At 52.8% G+C, this 21,103-nt stretch carries 15 protein-coding genes; 9 read left to right on the forward strand and 6 right to left on the reverse strand.

Translation table 11 applies throughout. The features are described from left to right. The first annotated feature begins 71 nt into the window (after window positions 1-71). The 3 genes from HY272_00190 (at window position 72) to HY272_00200 (ending at window position 4,419) form a co-directional block, all read left to right on the forward strand. Window positions 72-527, forward strand: coding sequence for a DNA polymerase III subunit chi (locus HY272_00190; protein ID MBI3771112.1), 456 nt, complete (start codon window positions 72-74; stop codon window positions 525-527). A gap of 422 nt (window positions 528-949) precedes the next feature. Next, the gene (locus tag HY272_00195) at window positions 950-3,721 is read left to right on the forward strand and encodes a valine--tRNA ligase (protein ID MBI3771113.1); all 2,772 of its coding nucleotides are present in this window, start codon (window positions 950-952) and stop codon (window positions 3,719-3,721) included. Between the two features lie 248 nt (window positions 3,722-3,969). Then, window positions 3,970-4,419 carry a DUF2914 domain-containing protein gene (locus HY272_00200; GenBank protein MBI3771114.1) on the forward strand — a complete coding sequence of 150 codons (450 nt, stop codon included), beginning with the start codon at window positions 3,970-3,972 and terminating at the stop codon, window positions 4,417-4,419. 26 nt (window positions 4,420-4,445) lie between these two features. Here HY272_00200 and HY272_00205 read toward each other — a convergent pair whose 3' ends face one another. Next, window positions 4,446-6,026 carry a peptide chain release factor 3 gene (locus tag HY272_00205; protein MBI3771115.1) on the reverse strand — a complete coding sequence of 527 codons (1,581 nt, stop codon included), beginning with the start codon at window positions 6,024-6,026 and terminating at the stop codon, window positions 4,446-4,448. A 243-nt stretch (window positions 6,027-6,269) separates the two neighbouring features. Between HY272_00205 and HY272_00210 the strand changes: the two genes are divergently transcribed. Both HY272_00210 and HY272_00215 read left to right on the forward strand, forming a co-directional pair. Continuing rightward, the gene (locus tag HY272_00210; GenBank protein MBI3771116.1) at window positions 6,270-6,635 is read left to right on the forward strand and encodes a group 1 truncated hemoglobin; all 366 of its coding nucleotides are present in this window, start codon (window positions 6,270-6,272) and stop codon (window positions 6,633-6,635) included. A 17-nt stretch (window positions 6,636-6,652) separates the two neighbouring features. Next, window positions 6,653-7,621 (forward strand): 2Fe-2S iron-sulfur cluster binding domain-containing protein, encoded by a 969-nt coding sequence (locus HY272_00215; GenBank protein MBI3771117.1) that lies wholly within the window; start codon window positions 6,653-6,655, stop codon window positions 7,619-7,621. Between the two features lie 2 nt (window positions 7,622-7,623). On the opposite strand, the gene HY272_00220 is transcribed toward HY272_00215, so the two are convergent. Next, window positions 7,624-8,238, reverse strand: coding sequence for an HPP family protein (locus HY272_00220; protein ID MBI3771118.1), 615 nt, complete (start codon window positions 8,236-8,238; stop codon window positions 7,624-7,626). 299 nt (window positions 8,239-8,537) lie between these two features. Between HY272_00220 and HY272_00225 the strand changes: the two genes are divergently transcribed. From HY272_00225 to HY272_00235, 3 genes are all read left to right on the forward strand, one after another. Further along, window positions 8,538-9,767, forward strand: coding sequence for a methyl-accepting chemotaxis protein (locus HY272_00225; GenBank protein MBI3771119.1), 1,230 nt, complete (start codon window positions 8,538-8,540; stop codon window positions 9,765-9,767). Between the two features lie 9 nt (window positions 9,768-9,776). Continuing rightward, window positions 9,777-10,748 (forward strand): nitrate- and nitrite sensing domain-containing protein, encoded by a 972-nt coding sequence (locus HY272_00230; protein MBI3771120.1) that lies wholly within the window; start codon window positions 9,777-9,779, stop codon window positions 10,746-10,748. 1,035 nt (window positions 10,749-11,783) lie between these two features. After that, window positions 11,784-13,259, forward strand: a complete 1,476-nt coding sequence (locus HY272_00235; protein MBI3771121.1) for a type II/IV secretion system protein — start codon at window positions 11,784-11,786, stop codon at window positions 13,257-13,259. A gap of 12 nt (window positions 13,260-13,271) precedes the next feature. Here HY272_00235 and HY272_00240 read toward each other — a convergent pair whose 3' ends face one another. The 3 genes from HY272_00240 to purL form a co-directional block, all read right to left on the reverse strand. Further along, entirely contained in the window at window positions 13,272-13,874 is a 603-nt protein-coding gene (locus HY272_00240) for a sulfoxide reductase heme-binding subunit YedZ (protein ID MBI3771122.1), read from the reverse strand. A gap of 9 nt (window positions 13,875-13,883) precedes the next feature. After that, window positions 13,884-14,831 (reverse strand): protein-methionine-sulfoxide reductase catalytic subunit MsrP, encoded by a 948-nt coding sequence (gene msrP / locus HY272_00245; GenBank protein ID MBI3771123.1) that lies wholly within the window; start codon window positions 14,829-14,831, stop codon window positions 13,884-13,886. Between the two features lie 108 nt (window positions 14,832-14,939). Continuing rightward, window positions 14,940-18,839, reverse strand: a complete 3,900-nt coding sequence (gene purL / locus HY272_00250; GenBank protein ID MBI3771124.1) for a phosphoribosylformylglycinamidine synthase — start codon at window positions 18,837-18,839, stop codon at window positions 14,940-14,942. A 174-nt stretch (window positions 18,840-19,013) separates the two neighbouring features. Here purL and HY272_00255 point away from each other — a divergent pair, with 174 nt between their 5' ends. Next, window positions 19,014-20,543, forward strand: a complete 1,530-nt coding sequence (locus tag HY272_00255; protein ID MBI3771125.1) for a hypothetical protein — start codon at window positions 19,014-19,016, stop codon at window positions 20,541-20,543. 77 nt (window positions 20,544-20,620) lie between these two features. Here the strand turns inward: HY272_00255 and HY272_00260 are convergent, their stop codons facing one another. Then, window positions 20,621-21,028: a hemerythrin family protein gene (locus HY272_00260; GenBank protein ID MBI3771126.1), complete on the reverse strand. Its 408-nt coding sequence runs from the start codon at window positions 21,026-21,028 to the stop codon at window positions 20,621-20,623. Between the last annotated feature and the right edge of the window lie 75 nt (window positions 21,029-21,103).

Consider the following 21,103-nt stretch of genomic DNA (forward strand, 5'->3'; position numbering starts at 1 on the left):
TATTCTGAGGCTGGCTGATTTGTCCTTCACAAGCTCTGTGACCTCTATGTCTCTGTGGTAAATTTTAAAACATGACGCGCATAGACTTTTACGTCCTGCCTGACGCCAGCCCAAAGGGACGGGATCTCTTCGCCTGCCGTCTGGCGGAAAAGGCCTATCGCCTCGGCCATAGCGTCTATATCCAAACGGCGGATGCCGCGCATGCCAAGGCGCTGGATGAACTACTCTGGACCTATGCCCAAAACAGTTTTGTGCCGCACGGTATTGATGGCGAATCGCCAGACCCGGAGGCCCCGGTACTGATTGGCAGCACGCCGGCCTTACGCAATCCGGAAGAGGCGCACAAGCGCGAGGTATTAATTAATCTGGCGCCGGAAGTACCGCTGTTTTTCAGCACTTTTGCCCGCGTCGCCGAGGTCGTGAATCAGGAAGAACAATGCAAACTGGCGGGCCGCGAGCACTACCGCTTTTATCGTGACCGAGGGTATAGCCTCGAAAATCACACCATCAACCCGGGCATGACATGAGCGCTAAGACACCCACTGAACCGCCTCACTCATCCGGGCTGCCAGACATCCTGGCCAACGATCCGCTGCCGGTACTTAGTGAAGTTGTCCCCACACCGCCTCAAACCGCGCCACGCCCGGCCCCGCCGGCAGCGGAATCGAACACCGTCCTGCCATCGTTGGTAAAGCTGGTGGATTCCTTGGTCAGTCGCCGCATGGACCTAATCGCGGCGCAAATTGAAGCGGAATTGAGTACCAGTGCGCACCCGTTACTGGGGCAACAGATCGCCCGCGCTATCCGCAGCGCCAATCTGCACGACGCGCCGGCCGCCACTGAAGCGGCAATTGAACCGGCAACTCCAACGCCGAACCCGAATACGTTACAATCCCGCCCTTTGAAAGCGAAGGAAGTGTCAGCAGTGCAAGCACCAACATCAGACAGCCTGGATAAGACCTATAACCCTCACGCCATCGAACAAACCTGGTATCAGCGCTGGGAAAAAGCAGGGCATTTCAAGCCGAGCGGCCAGGGGCAATCGTATTGCATCATGATCCCGCCGCCGAATGTCACCGGCAGCTTGCACATGGGCCACGCCTTCCAGGACACGATCATGGATGCGTTGATTCGTTATCACCGCATGCGCGGCGACAACACGTTGTGGCAGGCGGGCACCGACCATGCCGGGATCGCCACGCAAATGGTGGTCGAGCGCCAGCTCAACGCCCAAGGCAAGACACGCCACGATCTGGGCCGCGACGCCTTCATCGAACAAGTCTGGAAATGGAAGGCCGAATCCGGCGGCACCATCACCCGCCAATTACGGCGCATGGGCGCCTCGCTCGACTGGAGCCGCGAGCGCTTCACCATGGATGACGGTCTCTCTCACGCCGTGCATGAAGTGTTCGTCCGCCTCTATGAAGAAGGTCTGATTTATCGCGGCCAGCGTTTGGTGAATTGGGATCCGGTGCTACACACTGCCGTCTCCGATCTGGAAGTGATTTCACAGGAAGAAGACGGCCAGATCTGGTACCTGCGTTATCCATTGGCCGGTGGCAGCGAACATCTGGTCGTCGCCACTACTCGTCCCGAAACGATGCTCGGCGACACCGCTGTCGCCGTGCATCCGGAAGACGAACGTTACAAACATCTCATCGGCCGTGAGATCACGCTGCCGCTGACCGGTCGTCGCATCCCGGTGATCGGCGATGATTATGTTGACCCTGCCTTTGGCAGTGGTTGCGTCAAGATTACTCCGGCACATGATTTTAACGATTACGCCATCGGCCAGCGTCATCAATTGCCGATGATCAACATCTTCACTGATGACGCACGCATCAACAACGTACCGCCAGTGCAATATCGCGGCCTGGATCGTTATGAGGCGCGCAAAAGAGTCGCCGCCGACCTGGAAGCACTCGGTTTGATTGAGAAGATAGCGCCGCACAAATTAATGGTGCCGCGTGGCGATCGCTCACACGCAGTGATCGAGCCCTATCTCACCGATCAATGGTTCGTCAAAGCTGGCCCACTCGCTGAACCCGCAATCAAAGCGGTGGAAGAAGGCAGGATTCGCTTCGTGCCTGATAACTGGAAGAACACCTATTTCGATTGGATGCGCAACATCGAAGACTGGTGTATCTCGCGCCAGATCTGGTGGGGCCATCGCATCCCGGCCTGGCATGATGAACATGGCAATGTCTTTGTCGCCCGTAGCGAAGAAGATGCTCGTGCCCAGGCGCGCGCCAAACATGGCGACGATGTATTGCTTACCCAGGATACCGACGTGCTCGATACCTGGTTCTCGTCGGCGTTGTGGCCATTCTCCACGCTCGGCTGGCCGGAACAAACACCGGAGCTGAAAACTTTCTATCCGACCAATGTCCTGGTCACCGGTTTCGACATCATTTTCTTCTGGGTCGCGCGGATGATCATGATGGGCCTGAAATTCACCGGCGAAGTGCCGTTCCATGAAGTCTACATCCACGGCCTGGTACGTGATGCACATGGCCACAAGATGTCGAAATCAAAAGGCAATGTGCTCGATCCCATCGATCTGATTGACGGCATTGATCTCGAATCATTGGTCAAAAAACGCACCTCTGGCCTGATGAAGCCGGAAGACGCCCCCAAGATCGAACAGGCGACACGCAAGGAATTTGCGGAAGGTATCGCACCCTATGGCACCGATGCGCTACGCTTCACCTATGCCGCGCTCGCCTCCACCGGCCGCGATATCAAATTCGATCTTGGCCGCATCGAAGGTTATCGCAACTTCTGCAACAAGTTGTGGAATGCGGCGCGTTATGTGCTGATGAACACTGAAGGACAGGATTGTGGCCAGCAAAATGGCGATATCGAACTCAGCCTTGCCGATCGCTGGATTTTGAGCCGCCTGCACCAGACCACCACCCAAGTCACGCAATCGATCGATAATTACCGCTTCGATCACGCTGCGCAGGCAATTTACGAATTCCTGTGGAATGAATATTGCGACTGGTATCTCGAACTTTCAAAAGTCGTACTCAACAATCCCAACAGCAGCGACGCCGCCAAACGCGGCACGCGCCACACCTTGGTACACGCACTCGAAGCGATCCTGCGTCTCGCCCATCCGTTGATGCCCTTCATCACCGAAGAGATCTGGCAACGCGTGGCACCACTCGCCGCCAGGCAGGGCGACACCATTATGCTACAACCCTACCCACGCACCGATGAATTCACAACAGATGCCAACATCGAATCCGAAATGCGCTGGGTGATGGATTTTATTCTCGGCGTCCGCACCATTCGCGGCGAAATGAACATCGCCCCCGGCAAACTGCTGCCCGTGCTATTGCACAACGGTTCTACCGAAGACGCGGCACGCCTGGAACACAGCCGCGCCTATCTTAACAACCTGGCGCGGCTCGAAAGCATCACCTGGCTGACACCTGACACCACACCACCGGAAAGCGCGATCGCCCTGGTCGGCGAAATGAAAATCTTGATCCCAATGGCAGGGCTGATCGACAAAGACGCCGAGCTGGCACGACTGGCAAAACAGATCGAGAAACTGCAAAAAGATTTGGAACGCACCGAAGCCAAACTCAGCAACGAGAGCTTTGTCGGCAAGGCCCCGGTTGAGGTTGTTGATAAAGAGCGGCAAAAAATCGCCGAAATGCGCGCCTCGCTGACGCAGTTACAGGAGCAACAAGCGCGGATTCAGGCGCTTTAAGTTTGAAAGATCTAACGCGGAGACGCAAAGGCGCAGAGAAGAAAAATTAAATATGGAATAAGATACCTGTTCCTGTAGTCGCTGCTACATCGACAAACTCGGCGGTTCCGACAAGAATTTCCTCTGCGTCTCCGCGCCTCTGCGTTGGATTTTTTTAAAGGGTGTTAACCATCCACTTGCGGCTTGAAGCGACGGCAACTTCTCGACTACACTGATTTACCGCTTTATCGGGGAGAAAGATCAAGATCATGGATCGGATCGTTACACTCGGCCTGACCGCCACCCTGATCGCCGCGCTGTTTTGCGGCAGTCACCTCGCGCGCGCCGAAACCACTTCGCTACCCGTCGTTGAGCAAGGCGTCATCGGCGGTTCAGTCTCCCGCGCCACCTTCACCAGCAGCGTGGTCAATCGCGAACCCATCGACAAAATTTCCGAATTGCGCAACGACCAGCGCTATGTCTATTTCTTCTCGGAACTCAAGGGGATGACCGGACGCACCATCAGCCATCGCTGGGAATATGGTGGCAAAATCATGAGTGAAACAAAATTTGATGTCGGTGCCCCTCGCTGGCGCGCGTGGTCAGGCACCACCTTATTCCCCGAGCAAACCGGAGAATGGACGGTCTCTGTCATCAATGACTTGGGCGAAACTATTTATTCCGCCAAGTTACAATACCTTGATAAAAAATCTCCGTAGAGGCGATTCATGAATCGCCCCTAGAATTAATGTTCCCGCGTAGCGAGAAATTTGATCTCCGGCCAGCGTTCCATCGTCAGCCCAAGATTAACTTTCGTCGGTGCAATGTAGACCAACAGATCGGCCCCATCCAGCGCCAGATTATCTGCCGCCTTCAGCTTGAATTCCGCCAACTTCTTCGGATCATCGCAGACCACCCAACGGGCGGTAGCCACTTGCACCGGTTCGAATACACATTCAACCTTGTATTCATCTTTCAACCGATGCGCAACCACATCAAACTGCAACACCCCCACCGCACCCAAAATCAGATCGTTACGATTGAGCGGTTTAAACAATTGGGTTGCGCCTTCTTCGCACAATTGCTGCAAGCCTTTTTGCAGGGCCTTCATTTTCATTGGATCGCGCAACTGGGCACGACGAAACAGTTCCGGCGCGAAATTGGGGATACCGGTAAACTTCAACTCTTCGCCTTCGCTGAAGGCATCGCCGATCTGAATCGTACCGTGATTGTGTAACCCGATGATGTCACCGGGATAGGCCTCTTCGACATGCTCGCGCTCCGAAGCCATGAAGGTGATGGCATTGGAAATCTGCACATCACGCCCGATACGTACATGGCGCATTTTCATCCCCTTGTGATAACTGCCGGAACATACGCGCAAAAAGGCGACACGATCGCGATGTTGCGGGTCCATATTTGCCTGAATCTTGAACACGAAGCCGCTGAATTTCTCTTCGTCCGGCAACACCATGCGCGATTCCGCCTGCCGTGGCTGCGGCGGCGGCGCCCATTCGGCGAAGGCATCCAGTAATTCTTTAATGCCGAAGTTGTTGATCGCGGAACCAAAAAATACCGGCGTTACTTCACCACGGCGATAGGCGTCAAAATCAAATTCATTGCTGGCACCGCGCACCAGCTCGATCTCGTCACGCACCTCAGCGGCAAATCTGCCCCACAGCTCATCCAGACGTGGATTATCCAAACCCTCAATCACCTCACCCTGTTGAATCTTGCCACCATGCGTGGCGCTGAACAGATGAATACTGTCGTCGTACAGATGAAATACGCCCTTGAAGCCCTTGCCCATGCCGATCGGCCAGGTGATCGGCGCACAACGAATCTTGAGGATGCGCTCAACCTCATCCAGCAATTCAATCGGTTCGCGGCCTTCGCGATCCAGCTTGTTGATGAAGGTGATGATCGGCGTATCGCGCAGCCGGCAAACTTCCATCAATTTAATCGTGCGTTCTTCAACACCCTTGGCGCTGTCGATCACCATCAGCGCCGAGTCCACTGCCGTCAGGGTGCGGTAGGTATCCTCGGAGAAATCTTCATGCCCTGGCGTGTCGAGCAAGTTGATGATCTTGCCGTTATGCGGGAACTGCATCACCGAAGTGGTGACGGAGATTCCGCGTTGCTTTTCCAGCTCCATCCAGTCCGAGGTTGCATGCCGCGCTGCCTTACGGCCCTTGACGGTTCCGGCAAGCTGAATGGCCCCCCCAAATAACAACAGCTTTTCGGTCAAAGTGGTCTTACCCGCATCGGGGTGGGAGATGATGGCAAAGGTACGACGCCGCTGCGCCTGTTCAAGATATTTAGACATGCTTGAGATTAAGTGATTACTAAATTTAAATGGGGTCTAATTTTACCTGTTTTTGCTTGAATTTTCCCGATCAATTCCATCCCAACCCGCCAAGGTTTGACATTCCTAAAAAAGCCAATTAACATGTATTCTTAATACATGTTAAGCTGATCCCGTAAACAGACGATAGCTTCAGGCAATCACATCGTTTTGCGGCCGACCTTGCTTATCGGCCGCTCCACTAAACCAAAAAGGAGACTATGCATGAGTAGCTTGTACGATCAACTGGGCGGCGACGCCGCCGTTAACGCCGCTGTCGACATCTTCTATCGCAAGGTGCTGGCCGACAAACGTATCAATCACTGGTTCAAAGACACCGACATGGCCAAACAGGCGTCCAAGCAAAAAGCCTTTCTGACCATGGCCCTGGGCGGTCCCAACAAATATTCCGGCAAAGATATGCGTGAGGGTCATGCCCATCTGGTCAAGAAGGGCCTGAGCGACAAAGACTTCGACGCCGTGCTGGAGAATCTTGGCGCCACCCTGAAAGAACTCAAGGTACCCGATAATCTTATCGCCCAAGCCGCCAAACTGGTTGAAAGCACTCGTAAAGATGTCCTAGGCCGTTAATGTAGCCCCCCAATCCCATGCCGAAAGTCAGACTCGGAGATCACGAATATCTCCTCGCGGAAAATGAGTCGATACTCCAGGGTCTGACCCGGCATGGGGTTACCATTCCATCCTCGTGCCAGAAAGGGATATGCCAGACCTGTCTGATGCGTGCCATTGCCGGCACACCCCCGGCGGAATGTCAGGAAGGACTTAGCCCCACGCAAAAACAACAGGGCTATTTTCTTGCCTGTAGCTGCAAGCCGAAAACTGATTTGACGATCGCCCTCCTCGACGACAGCGCGCGCAACAAGATGCAGGCACGCATCACTGACAAGACCCTGCTCAGCCCAAGCATTATGCGCCTGCGCTTGCAGCCCGAAAAATCGTTCGATTATCGCGCGGGTCAGTTCTTGAATCTGCATCGGCCTGATGGATTGATTCGCAGTTATTCTATCGCCAGCATCCCTAGCGAGCCCTTTCTCGAACTACACATTGAGCGCCTTGATAACGGCAAGATGAGTGGCTGGATTCACGATGAGGTCACTGTGAATACCGAGGTTGAGATCGATGGCGCCCACGGCAATTGTTTTTATCTCGAAGGCAATCCCGAACAACCGCTGCTGCTGATTGGTACGGGATCTGGGTTGGCGCCATTATGGGGCATTTTGCGCGATGCCTTGGCGCACAATCACCAAGGTGACATCCATTTGTTTCATGGTTCACACAGCCGGGACAAACTCTATCTGGGTGAAGCATTACGCCAATTAGCGCGCGACTATCCCCAAGTTCACTACACCCCCTGCCTCTCTGGCAGCGAACAACACGGCTATGCCCATGGCCGCGCCAATGAGCTTGCGCTTGCGCAACTAGGGTCATTAAAAGGTTGGCGAATATTTTTGTGCGGCCATCCGGAGATGGTCAAAAACACGCAAATGGAGGCTTTTCTGGCAGGCGCCTCGATGCAGGATATCTACGCCGATCCGTTCACGATCAGCGCAAGCTGAACCTAACCCGCTTCTTGGTCGATATCGTCCGCAAGGTTTGACTGTTTTACATCCGTATTATTTTCAACATCACGCCGCCACGGATATTCCTGTCCCAAAAGCCTGTTGATTACAACAGCGGATATGAGCAGTATCAGCACATTCAACATCACTGGCGCCAGCACAAACCAGTAACCTAGCGAATGAATGCTGTTCCCACCAATCACTGCCGAAATTGCTGCCGCACCACCAGGTGGATGCAAACTGCGGGTCAGCAACATCAATAAAATCGCGCCCGCCACCGCCACAGCGCCCGCCAGCATGTGATTGGGAATGTACTGGGCACAGGTCACACCAACTGTCACAGAGACCAGGTGCCCCATAAATACCGGGTAGGGCTGAACCAGAGGGCTATGAGGCGCAGCGAACAATAGCACCCCCGCTGCTCCCATTGAGGCTACCAAAATTGGTACATCCTGCCCCGACAATACCGAAGCGCTGACCATGAACACCGCCACTTGCGCCAGAAAGGCTCCCAGCACCGGGATCAGGATTTCCTTCATGGAACGTTTTGGAATTACGTCCATCCCCAACCAGGATGCACAGGCGCAAAACCAGCCTCGCTTTGGTTTGGTCAATTAAACGCTCCTAATTCGAATATTTAAAGTTAGATATAAAATATCAATTTCTATCCCCTTCCCAAATTTTTATCGACCGCTTTTCAACATCCTAAACATCCATCAAAGAATTAAAGTTTTAAACGGTTCTTCCGAAACCCTATTTAGTAGCATGAAATCACTAATTTACATATCGCAACATATAGAAATTACCGTTCGTGCCTCATACTCGCACGAACGAAGTCGATGCATCATCAGCAGTTGCAAACTGAATAAAACGGACTACGTTCGACGAACAACACAGGGATAGGACAAGATTCATGCAGCACCAGGATCAACAACCTTGGCTCAAACCAGTTGCAACGCTCATGGCGACACTTGGTTGCCGCCACTTCGTGACGTTGACCGGCATTTACGTCATCACAATTATCACAGTACTGGGTTTGATGACACTTGGAATATTGGCTTCACCGTCGCCAACTGATCTTGGTACCTTCATCATTCTGTCAGTTACATCGATTATTTACCTGCTGTGTGGCTTTCTTGACTATCTTCGCACCCAGGTCTGTGCGCTTAGCGCGCAGGCGCGTGAACTTTCCGCTGGCCAGTTCGGCAATGTAACTTACTCCACGGGCAACGACGAATTGAGCATGTTCCAGAACTGCCTGGCACAACTGGCGAAAGATCTGGAACGTATGCTCAACCGAATTGGCGAAGCCGCAACCGAGTCCCATGCCGCAGCGCGGGCCGAAACCGAGATCACCAAACGTACGTCCGCAAGCGCCACCAATCAGGCAGCCCGCGTCTCAGAAATCGCCACTGCAATCGAACAAATGTCCGCCAGCATCAACGAAGTCGCAGACCAGATAAAAGTCACTGAACACAATGCCAAAACAACTCAAGACCTGGCCAATCAAGGCACCGCCATTATCCACGACACCGTCAACTCGGTACACAGCATTGCTGATACCGTCAGTCAGGCCGCAACACAGGTTACAGCGCTGAGCGAGCACTCAAAAGAGATCGGGAAAATTATTGATGTTATCGAAGGCATATCTTCACAAACCAACCTCTTGGCTTTAAATGCCGCGATTGAAGCTGCCCGCGCCGGCGAGCATGGTCGAGGATTTGCTGTCGTATCGGACGAAGTACGGCAGCTTGCAATCCGTACCCATGAAGCCACTGAAAAAGTCAGCACCATGATCACTGGCGTGCAAGGCGAAGTTGGCAAAATCATCAACAGTTTCCGCAGCATCGAAGGTGAAGTCACACGCAGCACCGAGATGGGCGACCATGTTAATCAAATGCTGTCTTCGATCAATGATGGTGCCAATACAACCGCCAACCATATGCATAGCGCGGCGATCGCAATCACCGAGCAATCCTCTGTCTGCGCCGACATTGCCCGCAATATCGAGCACATCAGTCAACTCGCGATCGGCGCCAGCGCTGATGCCGGCGAAACACTGGATACCTCACTCTATCTTGAGTCACTCTCGAACCAGGTGCTACATCAATTAACCGGCCAGTCAGCGGCTGAGGGGCAATAGCAGATGGCAATGACAGCCTCATTATTGTTCACATTAATTTTCTTCGGTTGCATCATCTTTCTCTGGCGCCAACGCCAACAGGTCGTCTATTTGGAAACTATTATCCGAGGGATGAGCCATGTCGAACTCGCCCGCAATCTACTGGAACATCTGCCGCAACATCGCGGCATGGCCAATGCGCTGCTGAATGGCGATAAAAGCTTCCAGGAAAAAGCCTGTACGATGCAATCCACCATTGATCGTGACCTGGAAGCGCTTAAAACCGCCATCAGCAGCAATGCCGGACAATCAGTCATCAATACTCATCAGACGCAACTGGAAACAGGCTGGAAAAGCCTGAAAAGTGATCTCAAGGGATTAAGCGCTGCCAGTAGCTTTGAGCGCCATACCGCCTTGATAACACAGGTAATCTATCTCATCAGTGATATCGCCGATGAAATGAGAATCACGGCCTACCCGGATGAAACCATGCGCCCTATCGTGCATGCCAATTTAATGGTTTTGCCAACCATGGTCGAAATTTCCGGCCAGGCGCGAGGCATTGGCGCTGGCGTCGCAGCCAAAGGCAAAATCACAACTGCACTCCGCATCAAAATCAAATTTCTCCACGAACATCTTAATACCGCCCTGCTCGATGCCCACCGTACCATCGAAACCAGTCTCAATCGAGTTAAGGACAAACTTCATTTTGATCTTTCCTCGCTCCAGGCCAGCCGCACAGCCACTCAGCGATTGCTTGACACCATCAAAGACCAGTTACTCAAGGAGGAAGCCATCAGCATCTCGGCCTCGGACTATTTTGCCATCGGCTCGGCAGCATTCGACAATAATCTCCGGCTCTTTGATCAACTGACCCAAGCGTTAAAGAAGGATTTACAGCAACGCGCACCCTCCCTCAAATCCGCCCATCTGCGGTCGATATTCTTCTGTGCAGGGCTGATGGCGGCCTCATCTGCCACTGGCTGGTGGTTACTGAGTTAGACAACCATAATTTCTGCACTTAATGATGGGAATCACCGTCGCTACCAATAAACGACGGCAACCGCAAGGATTTAGATGATGATAAAAATTCTCGACCTGCCCGTACCACCCTTTAGCGCCCCGGACAACCCACCGGTACTCGCTGGCGCCAACACCACTGTTTTTCTACCCAATGGCAGTCGCCTAGAGGGCAAACTGGAAGAATTTGATGGTGCTAAAGGATCGATCACGCTCATTGAAAACAATGGCAAAAGTTCCCGCTTAACCCTGATCGAGATCAAGGCCTTACAGCTTAACGAACCATTGCAGTGGATGCAGGATACGGCACTCGACGAGACCAATCGGGCCAGCATGAAAATGCCCACCGACACGCAGGACTTCATTATCACCTTCAAGGATCGGAGTGTATTGCGCGGCAAGACTTATGGCTCTCGCGTTGAAAAGTTCGGAATTCATTTATTCAAACAACACACAGCAAACCAATACCTACACCAATACATCCATATTTTTATTCCAAAAACGGCCATCGAGAGCAATCTCATCGGTGATCAATTAGGTCAAATCCTGGCAAAAGACCAAAAGGTTCCGCCAAGGGAAATCGAAGCTGCACTGATCGAACAAAAGGAAAACCGCGGGAAACAGATTGGCGATTTCTTAATCAGCAAAAAAATTATCAGCACCGAACAATTGGAGCAGGCATTAAAACGGCAGAAATCAATGCCTCAGCTCAAACTGGGGGAGATATTGATCAGTGAGGCCTTGATCACAGAGGCACAACTCCAAGAAGCCCTCATTGACCAGAAAAAATCTCGGCGCATGCCGCTAGGTGAGCTTCTGGTTCAAAAAAAGCTCGTCACTCGCGAACAAATTCAACAAGCGCTCGCCAGGAAGCTAGGCATCCCATTTGTCAATATCCAGGATTTCCAGGTCACGCCTGAAACCATACGCGTCGCCCCAGCTTCACTTACCTTTAAACATAAGGTCGTCCCGCTATATCAATATGAAGGGAAGATTGCAGTTGCCATCGAAAACCCCATGGACTGGGAAGCATTGGACGCCCTTAAATTTCACACTAACAAATACATTGAGCCAGTAATGGCAACGGCCGAAGACATCAACTGGGCACTCCAATTTTATTACTCATCAGATGACGTCCTGACAAGCATCGATCAGTTGGCTGATCAGCAGGTTGAAGACGACAACTTTCTTGAGGAAAACATCCTCAATGCCAAAGAAGATGCCGAAGTTTCGGATAATATCGTCGTCAAAATGATTAACAAAATCATACTTGATGCTTATCAGAAAGGGGTATCCGATATTCACATTGAACCATACCCGGGAAAACAGCGAACAGTCGTTCGTTTTAGAAAAGACGGCGAGATGTTTAAATATCATGATTTCCCTCACCAATATCGAAGCGCATTAACCTCCCGCGTAAAGGTCATGGCACGCCTTGATATTTCTGAAAAGCGCAAACCACAGGACGGTAAAATCAACTTCAAGCAATTCGGCCCGGCGAATATTGAGTTGCGGGTAGCCACATTGCCTACCTCCAACGATCTGGAAGACGTGGTCATGCGCATCCTCAGCAGTGGACGCAATCTACCGATCAGTGCCTTGGGCTTAGAAACCTATAACCGGGACAGGCTACTAGAGGCAATCTCTCAGCCTTATGGCCTATTCCTGGTCTGCGGCCCCACGGGATCCGGAAAAACAACCACGCTTCATTCCATCCTTGGGCATCTCAATGATGAGCAAACAAAAATCTGGACCGCAGAGGATCCGGTTGAAATCACACAAGCGGGGCTACGCCAGCTGCAGATCAACCCCAAGGTAGGTCTGACCTTTGCCACAGCAATGCGCTCATTCTTGCGCGCTGACCCTGACATTATCATGATCGGTGAAATGCGCGATCCAGAGGCGGCGTCGGTCTGTATTGAAGCCTCATTAACAGGGCATCTCGTATTATCAACACTGCATACCAACTCCGCCGCCGAAAGCATTATTCGCCTCCTTGATATGGGGATGGACCCATTCAATTTTGCGGATGCCCTGCTTGGAATTTTGTCACAACGACTGGCGAGAACACTGTGCCCCAGTTGCAAGAAGCCGTATACACCTCATGACGAGGAACTCAATCACCTCGCTCGCGAGTATTGTGCCGAACTGGTGGGCTTTACCGCCAGTGCCGAAGAACTTCAGGCCACCGCCAACAAGAAGATTGCGGAATGGCGCGAAAAGCATAAAGGCAAGGACGGTCAGATTTCACTCTTCAAACCCATAGGCTGCCCGGAGTGCAACGAAACAGGTTATCGCGGCCGCATCGGTCTCCACGAACTGTTGGTTGCCACCCCAGAAATCAAGCACCTTATTCTTGAGCGTACCCTCATTACTGAGATACAGCGCACTGCCATCAAACATGGTTTGCGCACGCTGAAACAAGACGGTATTGAGAAAGTATTACAAGGATATACTGACTTCCCACAGATTCGGGCGGTTTGTATTAAATAAGGCTTGTTCAGATCACACCATGCGCGCGTGCCACTCTCGAACGGCACGCGCAATCAATAGCAGCAACAACCATGTGCCATAAAATAATGGCAGACGTAAATCCGCCTTTACCAGCCAGAAATAATGAATCACACCCAGCGTTGCCGCGAGGTAAACGAATTGATGCAATTGCTGCCAACGAGGCTTCCCCAGCCAATTTACAGCGCGATCAAAGGATGTTGCCGCCAGCGGTATCAGCACCAGAAATGCAGAAAACCCTAGCGTAATATACGGCCGTTTAATTATATCTTTATAGATTTCTGTCCAGTCGAAAAATTGATCAAGAACGATATAACTTAGAGCATGCAGCATCGCGTAAAAAAATGTATAAAGCCCTAACATCCGCCGAAACCGGCCCAGCCAGAACCACTCAAACCATCCTCGCAACGGGCTAATCGTCAGTGTAATCAGCAAAAACCGCAGCGCCCAGTCTCCGGTACGGTGCGTAATTTTTTCTATGGGATTGGCTCCCAAGGCGTGATGATAGGCATCCCAGGCAAGAAAAATAGCGGGCATCAGACAGAACACAAACAAGATCAGCTTGAAAATAAACAGCTGTCTCTCGGTTAACTTCATGCGCTCTGACTAGAAATTCTTTTTAAGGTCCATGCCCGCATACAGACTCGCAACCTCATCTGCGTAACCGTTGAACATCAGCGTATCTCGCTTGAGAAATTCGCCGATCCGTCGCTCTCGGGCTTGGCTCCAGCGTGGATGATCGACCTTGGGATTAACGTTGGCAAAAAACCCATATTCACTGGGCCCCGCCTTCATCCAGGTGGAGGTCGGCTGTTTTTCGAGCAGCCGGATCTTGACGATGGATTTGATATTTTTGAATCCGTATTTCCAGGGAATCACTAGCCGCAGCGGCGCACCGTTTTGTCCCGGCAACGTCTGACCATACATCCCCACGGCCAACAATGTCAGCGGATGCGTAGCTTCATCTATACGCAGCCCCTCGACATACGGCCACTCAAGCACGGCGCGCCGCTGACCTGGAAACTGTTTCGGATCAAACAGCGTTGTGAATTCAACATATTTGGCGCGGGAGCTGGGTTCAAAACGCTTGAGCACATCCGACAGGGGAACGCCGATCCACGGGATCACCATCGACCAACCCTCAACGCAACGGAGGCGATAAATGCGCTCTTCCAATCGATGTGGTTTAATCAAATCTTCCAAAGCCAACGTGCCCGGCTTTGCCACCTCCCCTTCTATGGTCACGCGCCAGGGATCAGGTCGCATCGACCCCGCCAATTCGGCAGGCTCGTACTTGTCAGTACTCAGTTCATAGAAGTTGTTATAGGTGCTGGCGTCCTTGAACGGGGTGAGTTCCTCCCCCTTAGGCAACTTGCCCTTGAGATAGCCATCCATGCGAATAGCGGCTTGCGCTTCCCCGGGGCCGCTACCCAAGACCGCGATAGCGGCTGCCCCCAAGCTTAGCTCAATGAATTTACGCCGCGAAAGAAATAACGCTTGCGGCGTAATTTCAGATTCATGGCAAAAAGAAGGCTTATGGGCTTTAATCAACATGCTTATACCTTACATCAGGATTTGGGTGATGCAATCCATACCTTAAAGCATCGGCACGAATTTACACAGTCATAAGCAATAGACTAAATCTTTAACAATTTGTTACAACTACCCCACCCAAACTCTGGCATTGCGGAACATCCGCAGCCAAGGGCCATCCTCTCCCCACTCAGCCGGGTGCCACGAATGCTGCACCGTACGGAAGACCCGCTCCGGATGCGGCATCATGATAGTGAAACGGCCATCGCGATTACACAATCCGGCGATCCCCTGCGGCGAACCATTCGGGTTCAGCGGATAGGCCTCGGTGGGCCGACCATAATTGTCGGTGTAACGCATCCCGACCAGTTCCGCTGCCAATAGCTGCTGCGCACCCTCGGCGCCACGAAACTCGGCGCGGCCCTCGCCGTGGGCAATCGCAATCGGCAACCGTGAACCCACCATGCCCTGGAAGAAGATCGAGGCCGTCGGCTTGATCTCGACTGTCGCAACGCGTGCCTCGAACTGCTCCGAGGTATTGCGCACAAAACGCGGCCACAACTCGGCACCCGGTATCAATTCGTACAGGTTGGACATCATCTGACAGCCATTACACACACCCAGACCAAAGGTATCCACGCGAGTAAAGAAGCCCTGAAACTCATCCCGCGCCCGTACATTGAACAGGATCGACTTCGCCCAACCTTCACCGGCGCCAAGCACATCACCATAGGAGAAGCCGCCACACGCCACCAAGCCCTGAAACTCGCGCAAACTGACGCGGCCGCTGAGAATGTCGCTCATGTGGACATCGACGCTGCTGAAACCAGCGCGATCAAAGGCGGCTGCCATTTCAACATGGCCGTTAACCCCTTGCTCGCGCAACACGGCGATCCGCGGCCGCTTACCACCAAGGATAAACGGTGCCGCGATATCTTCCTGTGGATCGAAACTCAGTACCGGTTGGATACCGGGATCTTTGACATCCAACAGTGCATCAAATTCCTGCTGCGCGCATTCTGAATTATCACGCAGCGCCTGCATCTGGAAACTGGTTTCGCTCCAGATGCGCTGCAAATTCACGCGACTGTCAGCAAATATTTCCTTGCCTGCATGACGAATCACAATTCGGTCATCATTACTTGGACGACCAATCACATGGCTATAACGCCCCAACCCGGCATCATGCAGTGCCTTCATGACTGCTGCGCCATCGGCAGCACGCACTTGAATGACCGCACCCAACTCTTCATTGAAAAGAATCGCCGCCGGGTCCGTGCCCAGGGCATCCACGTTCAAGGCAATGCCTGCATGCGCAGCAAACGCCATCTCGCAGACAGCGACAAATAATCCACCATCGGAGCGATCATGATAGGCCAGCAACAAGCCACGCTCGTTGAGCGCCTGAATCGTGTCAAAGAAAGACTTCAATGCCTGCGGATCGTCAAGATCCGGCGCATAATGGCCTACCTGTTTATAAACCTGCGCCAAACATGAACCGCCAAGCCGCTGCTGCCCCTTACCCAAATCAATCAAGATCAATTCCGATTCACCCTGATCCAGCCGCAACTGCGGCGTCAGCGTCTTGCGGATATCCACTACTGGCGCAAAGGCGGAGATGATCAACGACAGCGGCGCGGTGACACTACGTTGCTCGCCATGCTCACTCCACACCGTCTTCATCGACATAGAGTCCTTGCCGACGGGAATCGTAATTCCGAGCTGCGGGCACAATTCCATGCCCACGGCTTTGACTGCTTCATACAAGCCGGCATCTTCTCCCGGATGACCCGCGGGTGCCATCCAGTTTGCCGATAACACTACGCGTTTTAGCTCAGGAATACGTGCTGCGGCCAGATTGGTCAATGCTTCAGCCACCGCCATCCGCGCCGAAGCAGCATGATGCACCAGCGCCAGCGGCGTGCGTTCACCCATCGCCATCGCTTCGCCAGTATAGGTTTCGTAACCTGTCGCCGTCACGGCCACATCGGCCACCGGCACTTGCCATGGCCCCACCATCTGATCGCGCGCGACCAAGCCGGTCACGCTACGGTCACCAATAGTGATCAAAAAGTTCTTGCTGGCGATTGTCGGCAGGCGCAATAAACGCTGCGCAGCATCCTTGATATCGATCTTGCGCGTTTCAAATTCCGGTTTATGGAACGTGCGATGCTGCACATCGCGCAACATTTTCGGCGGCTTGCCGAGCAACACCTCCATCGGAATATCGATTGGCGTGTTGTCAAAGTAACCATCACCCAGCACCAACTGCTGTTCCGTAGTCGCCTCACCGATCACCGCGAAGGGCGCACGTTCGCGCTCACAGATGGCTGCGAATCGCGGCACATCCTCGGCCCGCAGGGCAAGCACATAACGCTCTTGCGCCTCGTTACACCAGATTTCCATTGGCGACATGCCCGGCTCATCACTGTGAATGGTGCGCAACTCAAAGCGCGCACCACGACCTGCATCATTCACCAATTCCGGCATCGCATTCGACAAACCACCGGCGCCGACGTCATGAATCGATACAATCGGATTGTCGTCACCCAATTGCCAGCATTGATCGATGACTTCCTGACAACGACGCTGCATCTCGGGATTGCCACGCTGCACTGAGGCAAAGTCCAGATCTTCCGCGCTGGCACCGGTGGCCATACTTGAAGCGGCACTACCACCGAGGCCAATCAGCATCGCCGGCCCACCCAACACCACTAACTGCGCGCCCTCTTGAATATCATGCTTGGCAACATGTTCGGCTTTGATGTTACCGACGCCACCCGCCAACATGATCGGCTTGTGATATCCGCGCACTTCGTCACCCGTCGGTCCCGGCACTTTTTCTTCAAAGGTACGGAAATAGCCGCAAATATTGGGACGGCCGAATTCGTTATTGAACGCCGCGGCGCCAATCGGACCATCAAGCATAATCTGCAACGCCGAAACGATGCGCCCCGGCTTGCCGTGATCCGTTTCCCATGGTTGTTCAGCACCCGGAATCCGTAAATTCGAGACCGAAAATCCGCACAGGCCGGCCTTGGGTTTGGAACCACGCCCCGTCGCGCCCTCATCACGGATCTCACCGCCGGAACCCGTTGCTGCACCTGGAAACGGCGCGATTGCAGTGGGATGATTATGCGTCTCCACCTTCATCAGGATATGCGTCGCTTCGCGTTGATATTGATATTCACCTGTTGCCGGATCGGGATAAAAACGCTTCGACTCGAAACCCTCGATCACCGCCGAATTATCTTTGTACGCCGACAACACCGCTTCAGAGTTCTGCTGGTAGGTATTTTTGATCATCTTGAACAGCGACAATGGCTGTGGCTTGCCATCGATTTTCCAATCGGCATTGAAAATCTTGTGGCGACAATGCTCGGAATTGGCCTGCGCGAACATCATTAATTCGATGTCATTCGGATTGCGCCCAAGCGCTGTGAAATTCTCGACCAGATAATCGATCTCATCTTCGGCCAGCGCCAGACCCCAGTCACGATTGGCACGCACCAGCGCCTCGCGGCCGCCACCCAGCACATCCACGCTGCGCAATGGCACCGGATCGGCCTGTTGGAACAGACGCTCGGCCTCGTCGATGTTATCAAACACCACTTCGGTCATGCGGTCATGAATCAGTGGCATCACCGCCGCCAGCTCAGCTCCCGTCAGCGGTCTGTCATCCTGCGTGGTGAAATAATAGGCAACTCCCCGTTCCAGACGCCGAATCTTGTCCAGCCCGCAATTGTGAGCGATGTCCGTCGCCTTGCTCGACCAGGGCGAAATCGTCCCCGGCCGCGGCACCACCAGCAACAACTGCCCGCCCGGGGTCTCCACCGTCAGCCGTGGCCCGTACTCCAGCAGCCGCTGCAACAACCCCAACTCGGCTCCCTCAAGATGCTGATCCAGATCGGCAAAGTGCATGAATTCGGCATACACATGGCTCAGACTCGGCACCTTGGCGACCAAGGTCTGGGTGAGCTTTTGCAACCGAAAGGGGGAGAGAGCCGGGGTACCGCGCAGCTGGAGCATTAGAGAATCCTGAATCCGTCTGGGGAAAGGCGGTATTTTACTTGATTCAGAGGCTTGCGGCGAATGGAAGACATCCATTACTCCCCCGCTTGCCTGAGCCCCCTTCAGGCCGTATCATCGCCACAACCATAATAAATCAAGGCATATAAGCCTTTTCTGGGGAGAGCACATTCCATGTACAAGATTCTGGGCGCCGTTGCGCTGCCGTTGGCCGTATTGTTGCTGTCAGGTTGTGGCGGTGAGACCACCGCTGAAAACAATTCGCAACAAGATCAACCTGCGCAAACCACAACGCCTGCCGCGACCACAACCTATGTCACGACCAAGGCGTTTGTCGCGTCGCTTCAGACATCTGGACCAACCGCAGATGCCGACCCGGCACCCGTCCCCACTGCCGACGAGATGGCGGACATCGCTAGTTTCAATAATGAATTTGCTATCCGCCTCTTGCAGAATCTGACGGGAAGCGGCAGCACTGCCTTCGCTGTTCACAGCCGCATACAACAGTTAGCCATGCTGACTACAGACGCCAACGACTCACAAAAATCGCAGACCATTAAACTGCTTGCCGGCAATATCGATCAAGAACAAATCGGCAAATTGTTACCTGATTTAAACATGACATCGCTACTCAATACCGCTTCCACTGCTCAGGACGGCGGTTACTTATCAAAGTTCTCGACCTGGGGACAAGAGAATTTTTTATTTCCGGAATCTTCTCTCAAGGCACTGAACAGCAATTTTGGCTCCGAGGTTTTCGCCGTCGATTTTACCAATGACCCCTATGGCACCAACCTTCTGATTGAAACCTGGCAATCTCAACTCACAGGCTATGTGACCAACATCATCAACACCACCGATAAAACCAGATTGGCCTTTTCCAGCGCCAACAGACTCAACAGCAACTGGCTCAGCAATCCCGCATCGATAACTCAAGGCGACTTCCATGGCACCAACATCGTCACCATGAATTATTTTGATCTGAGCCAGAACGCACTCATCAAAGAGACCTCTGATTTTGTTGCGGGTGAATTCCCCCTGGAAAAAGGTAACAACCTATTCTTGCTAATGCCGCACAGCGCAGCATGCCCCTCGACGCCAGCGATCGCAAATAATGCACTAGCCTTTGACCACCCCTTTGCGTTCTTCGTTATTAACAATCAAACGGGATTGATCATCTACTCCGGCCTTTATAGCAAACCCGCTGCTGACGCATGTGACGCCAACGCTATGGCAGGCTTCTTGAGCAAACTAAGCACCAACTCTCTAAAAATCACCCGTGGCCAGTTAACAGCCACCCAACAAACACTGTATGTGCCACAGTTTAATTTTGGCTACATAGAATCTATCCCTGGAATACAACCACCACTAAACAGCGATGCATCATTCTTATACTTCGATCACTTCACCAGCAAGATAGCAATCCTGCTCGACAACCAGGGCATCACTATCAGCAGCGGCAACCTTACCGCTGTAAACCTGCATGAATCCTTTGCCTCTTCGAACGCAGACATCAAAGGTGTTTACGTGGGACAAAATATGAACGCTACTGTCGGACAGGAATTTGGTTATCAGAACTTCGACAACATCAGCGATGCATTGGCCCTGATCAGCAAGTTTGGTTTGACAGCAGGGTCGACAAGCGGCACGAGCGGTTGGCCAGCCGTCTTCGGCACCACTACGACTGACGGTATCGGATTCTAACCGAGTTGCTTTAGTCATAAACGACAAGGCCGCTCTCAAGCGGCCTTGTCGTTTTAATCTTCCGCTTCACCCAAAGCTCAACTCAACGTCTTGTCCTTCAAAAACGCCGCCAGTTGCGTATCGATCTTCATAATGTGCCTAACCAACCAGTCCTTTAAAAACAACATCACGGCCTCGGTCACGTTACCTTCATCCTTCCGGTATCGCTCAACCTGTTTTTGAATTTCATGTTTGAAGGCATCGTGCGCCTTCTTATGATTAGCATAATCAGGATAGCCATACGCACGCATCATTTCTTCTTCGACGAAGAAGTGGGTCTTGGTGTAGTCCACCAACCCCTCCAGCACCTGCCCCACCAAATGCCGCCCCGAGGCCTCATCCAACGCCTGTTGCAGCGAATTGATGTATTCGATCAGTACCGCATGCTCGCGGTCCATCAGACGGTTGCCGACCCGAAGACTATTATTAAATTCCAGGTTTGACATAGCGATTTTTCCCCACGTTGAATAAAAACCCATTTCCCCCAGTATAACGGCCAGGCCGTTATTTCCATGAGTATA

It is taken from the genome of Gammaproteobacteria bacterium (assembly GCA_016200485.1).
In the GTDB taxonomy this organism is placed as follows: Bacteria; Pseudomonadota; Gammaproteobacteria; order Tenderiales; family Tenderiaceae; genus JACQEP01.

Excerpts from the sequence above, each read along its gene's own strand:
- HY272_00190 (MBI3771112.1), top strand. The coding sequence starts at position 72 with ATGACGCGCATAGACTTTTACGTCCTGCCTGACGCCAGCCCAAAGGGA.
- HY272_00200 (MBI3771114.1), top strand. The coding sequence starts at position 3,970 with ATGGATCGGATCGTTACACTCGGCCTGACCGCCACCCTGATCGCCGCG.
- HY272_00205 (MBI3771115.1), bottom strand. The coding sequence starts at position 6,026 with ATGTCTAAATATCTTGAACAGGCGCAGCGGCGTCGTACCTTTGCCATC.
- HY272_00210 (MBI3771116.1), top strand. The coding sequence starts at position 6,270 with ATGAGTAGCTTGTACGATCAACTGGGCGGCGACGCCGCCGTTAACGCC.
- HY272_00215 (MBI3771117.1), top strand. The coding sequence starts at position 6,653 with ATGCCGAAAGTCAGACTCGGAGATCACGAATATCTCCTCGCGGAAAAT.
- HY272_00225 (MBI3771119.1), top strand. The coding sequence starts at position 8,538 with ATGCAGCACCAGGATCAACAACCTTGGCTCAAACCAGTTGCAACGCTC.
- HY272_00230 (MBI3771120.1), top strand. The coding sequence starts at position 9,777 with ATGACAGCCTCATTATTGTTCACATTAATTTTCTTCGGTTGCATCATC.
- HY272_00235 (MBI3771121.1), top strand. The coding sequence starts at position 11,784 with ATGGACTGGGAAGCATTGGACGCCCTTAAATTTCACACTAACAAATAC.
- HY272_00240 (MBI3771122.1), bottom strand. The coding sequence starts at position 13,874 with ATGAAGTTAACCGAGAGACAGCTGTTTATTTTCAAGCTGATCTTGTTT.
- msrP (MBI3771123.1), bottom strand. The coding sequence starts at position 14,831 with ATGTTGATTAAAGCCCATAAGCCTTCTTTTTGCCATGAATCTGAAATT.
- purL (MBI3771124.1), bottom strand. The coding sequence starts at position 18,839 with ATGCTCCAGCTGCGCGGTACCCCGGCTCTCTCCCCCTTTCGGTTGCAA.
- HY272_00255 (MBI3771125.1), top strand. The coding sequence starts at position 19,014 with ATGTACAAGATTCTGGGCGCCGTTGCGCTGCCGTTGGCCGTATTGTTG.
- HY272_00260 (MBI3771126.1), bottom strand. The coding sequence starts at position 21,028 with ATGTCAAACCTGGAATTTAATAATAGTCTTCGGGTCGGCAACCGTCTG.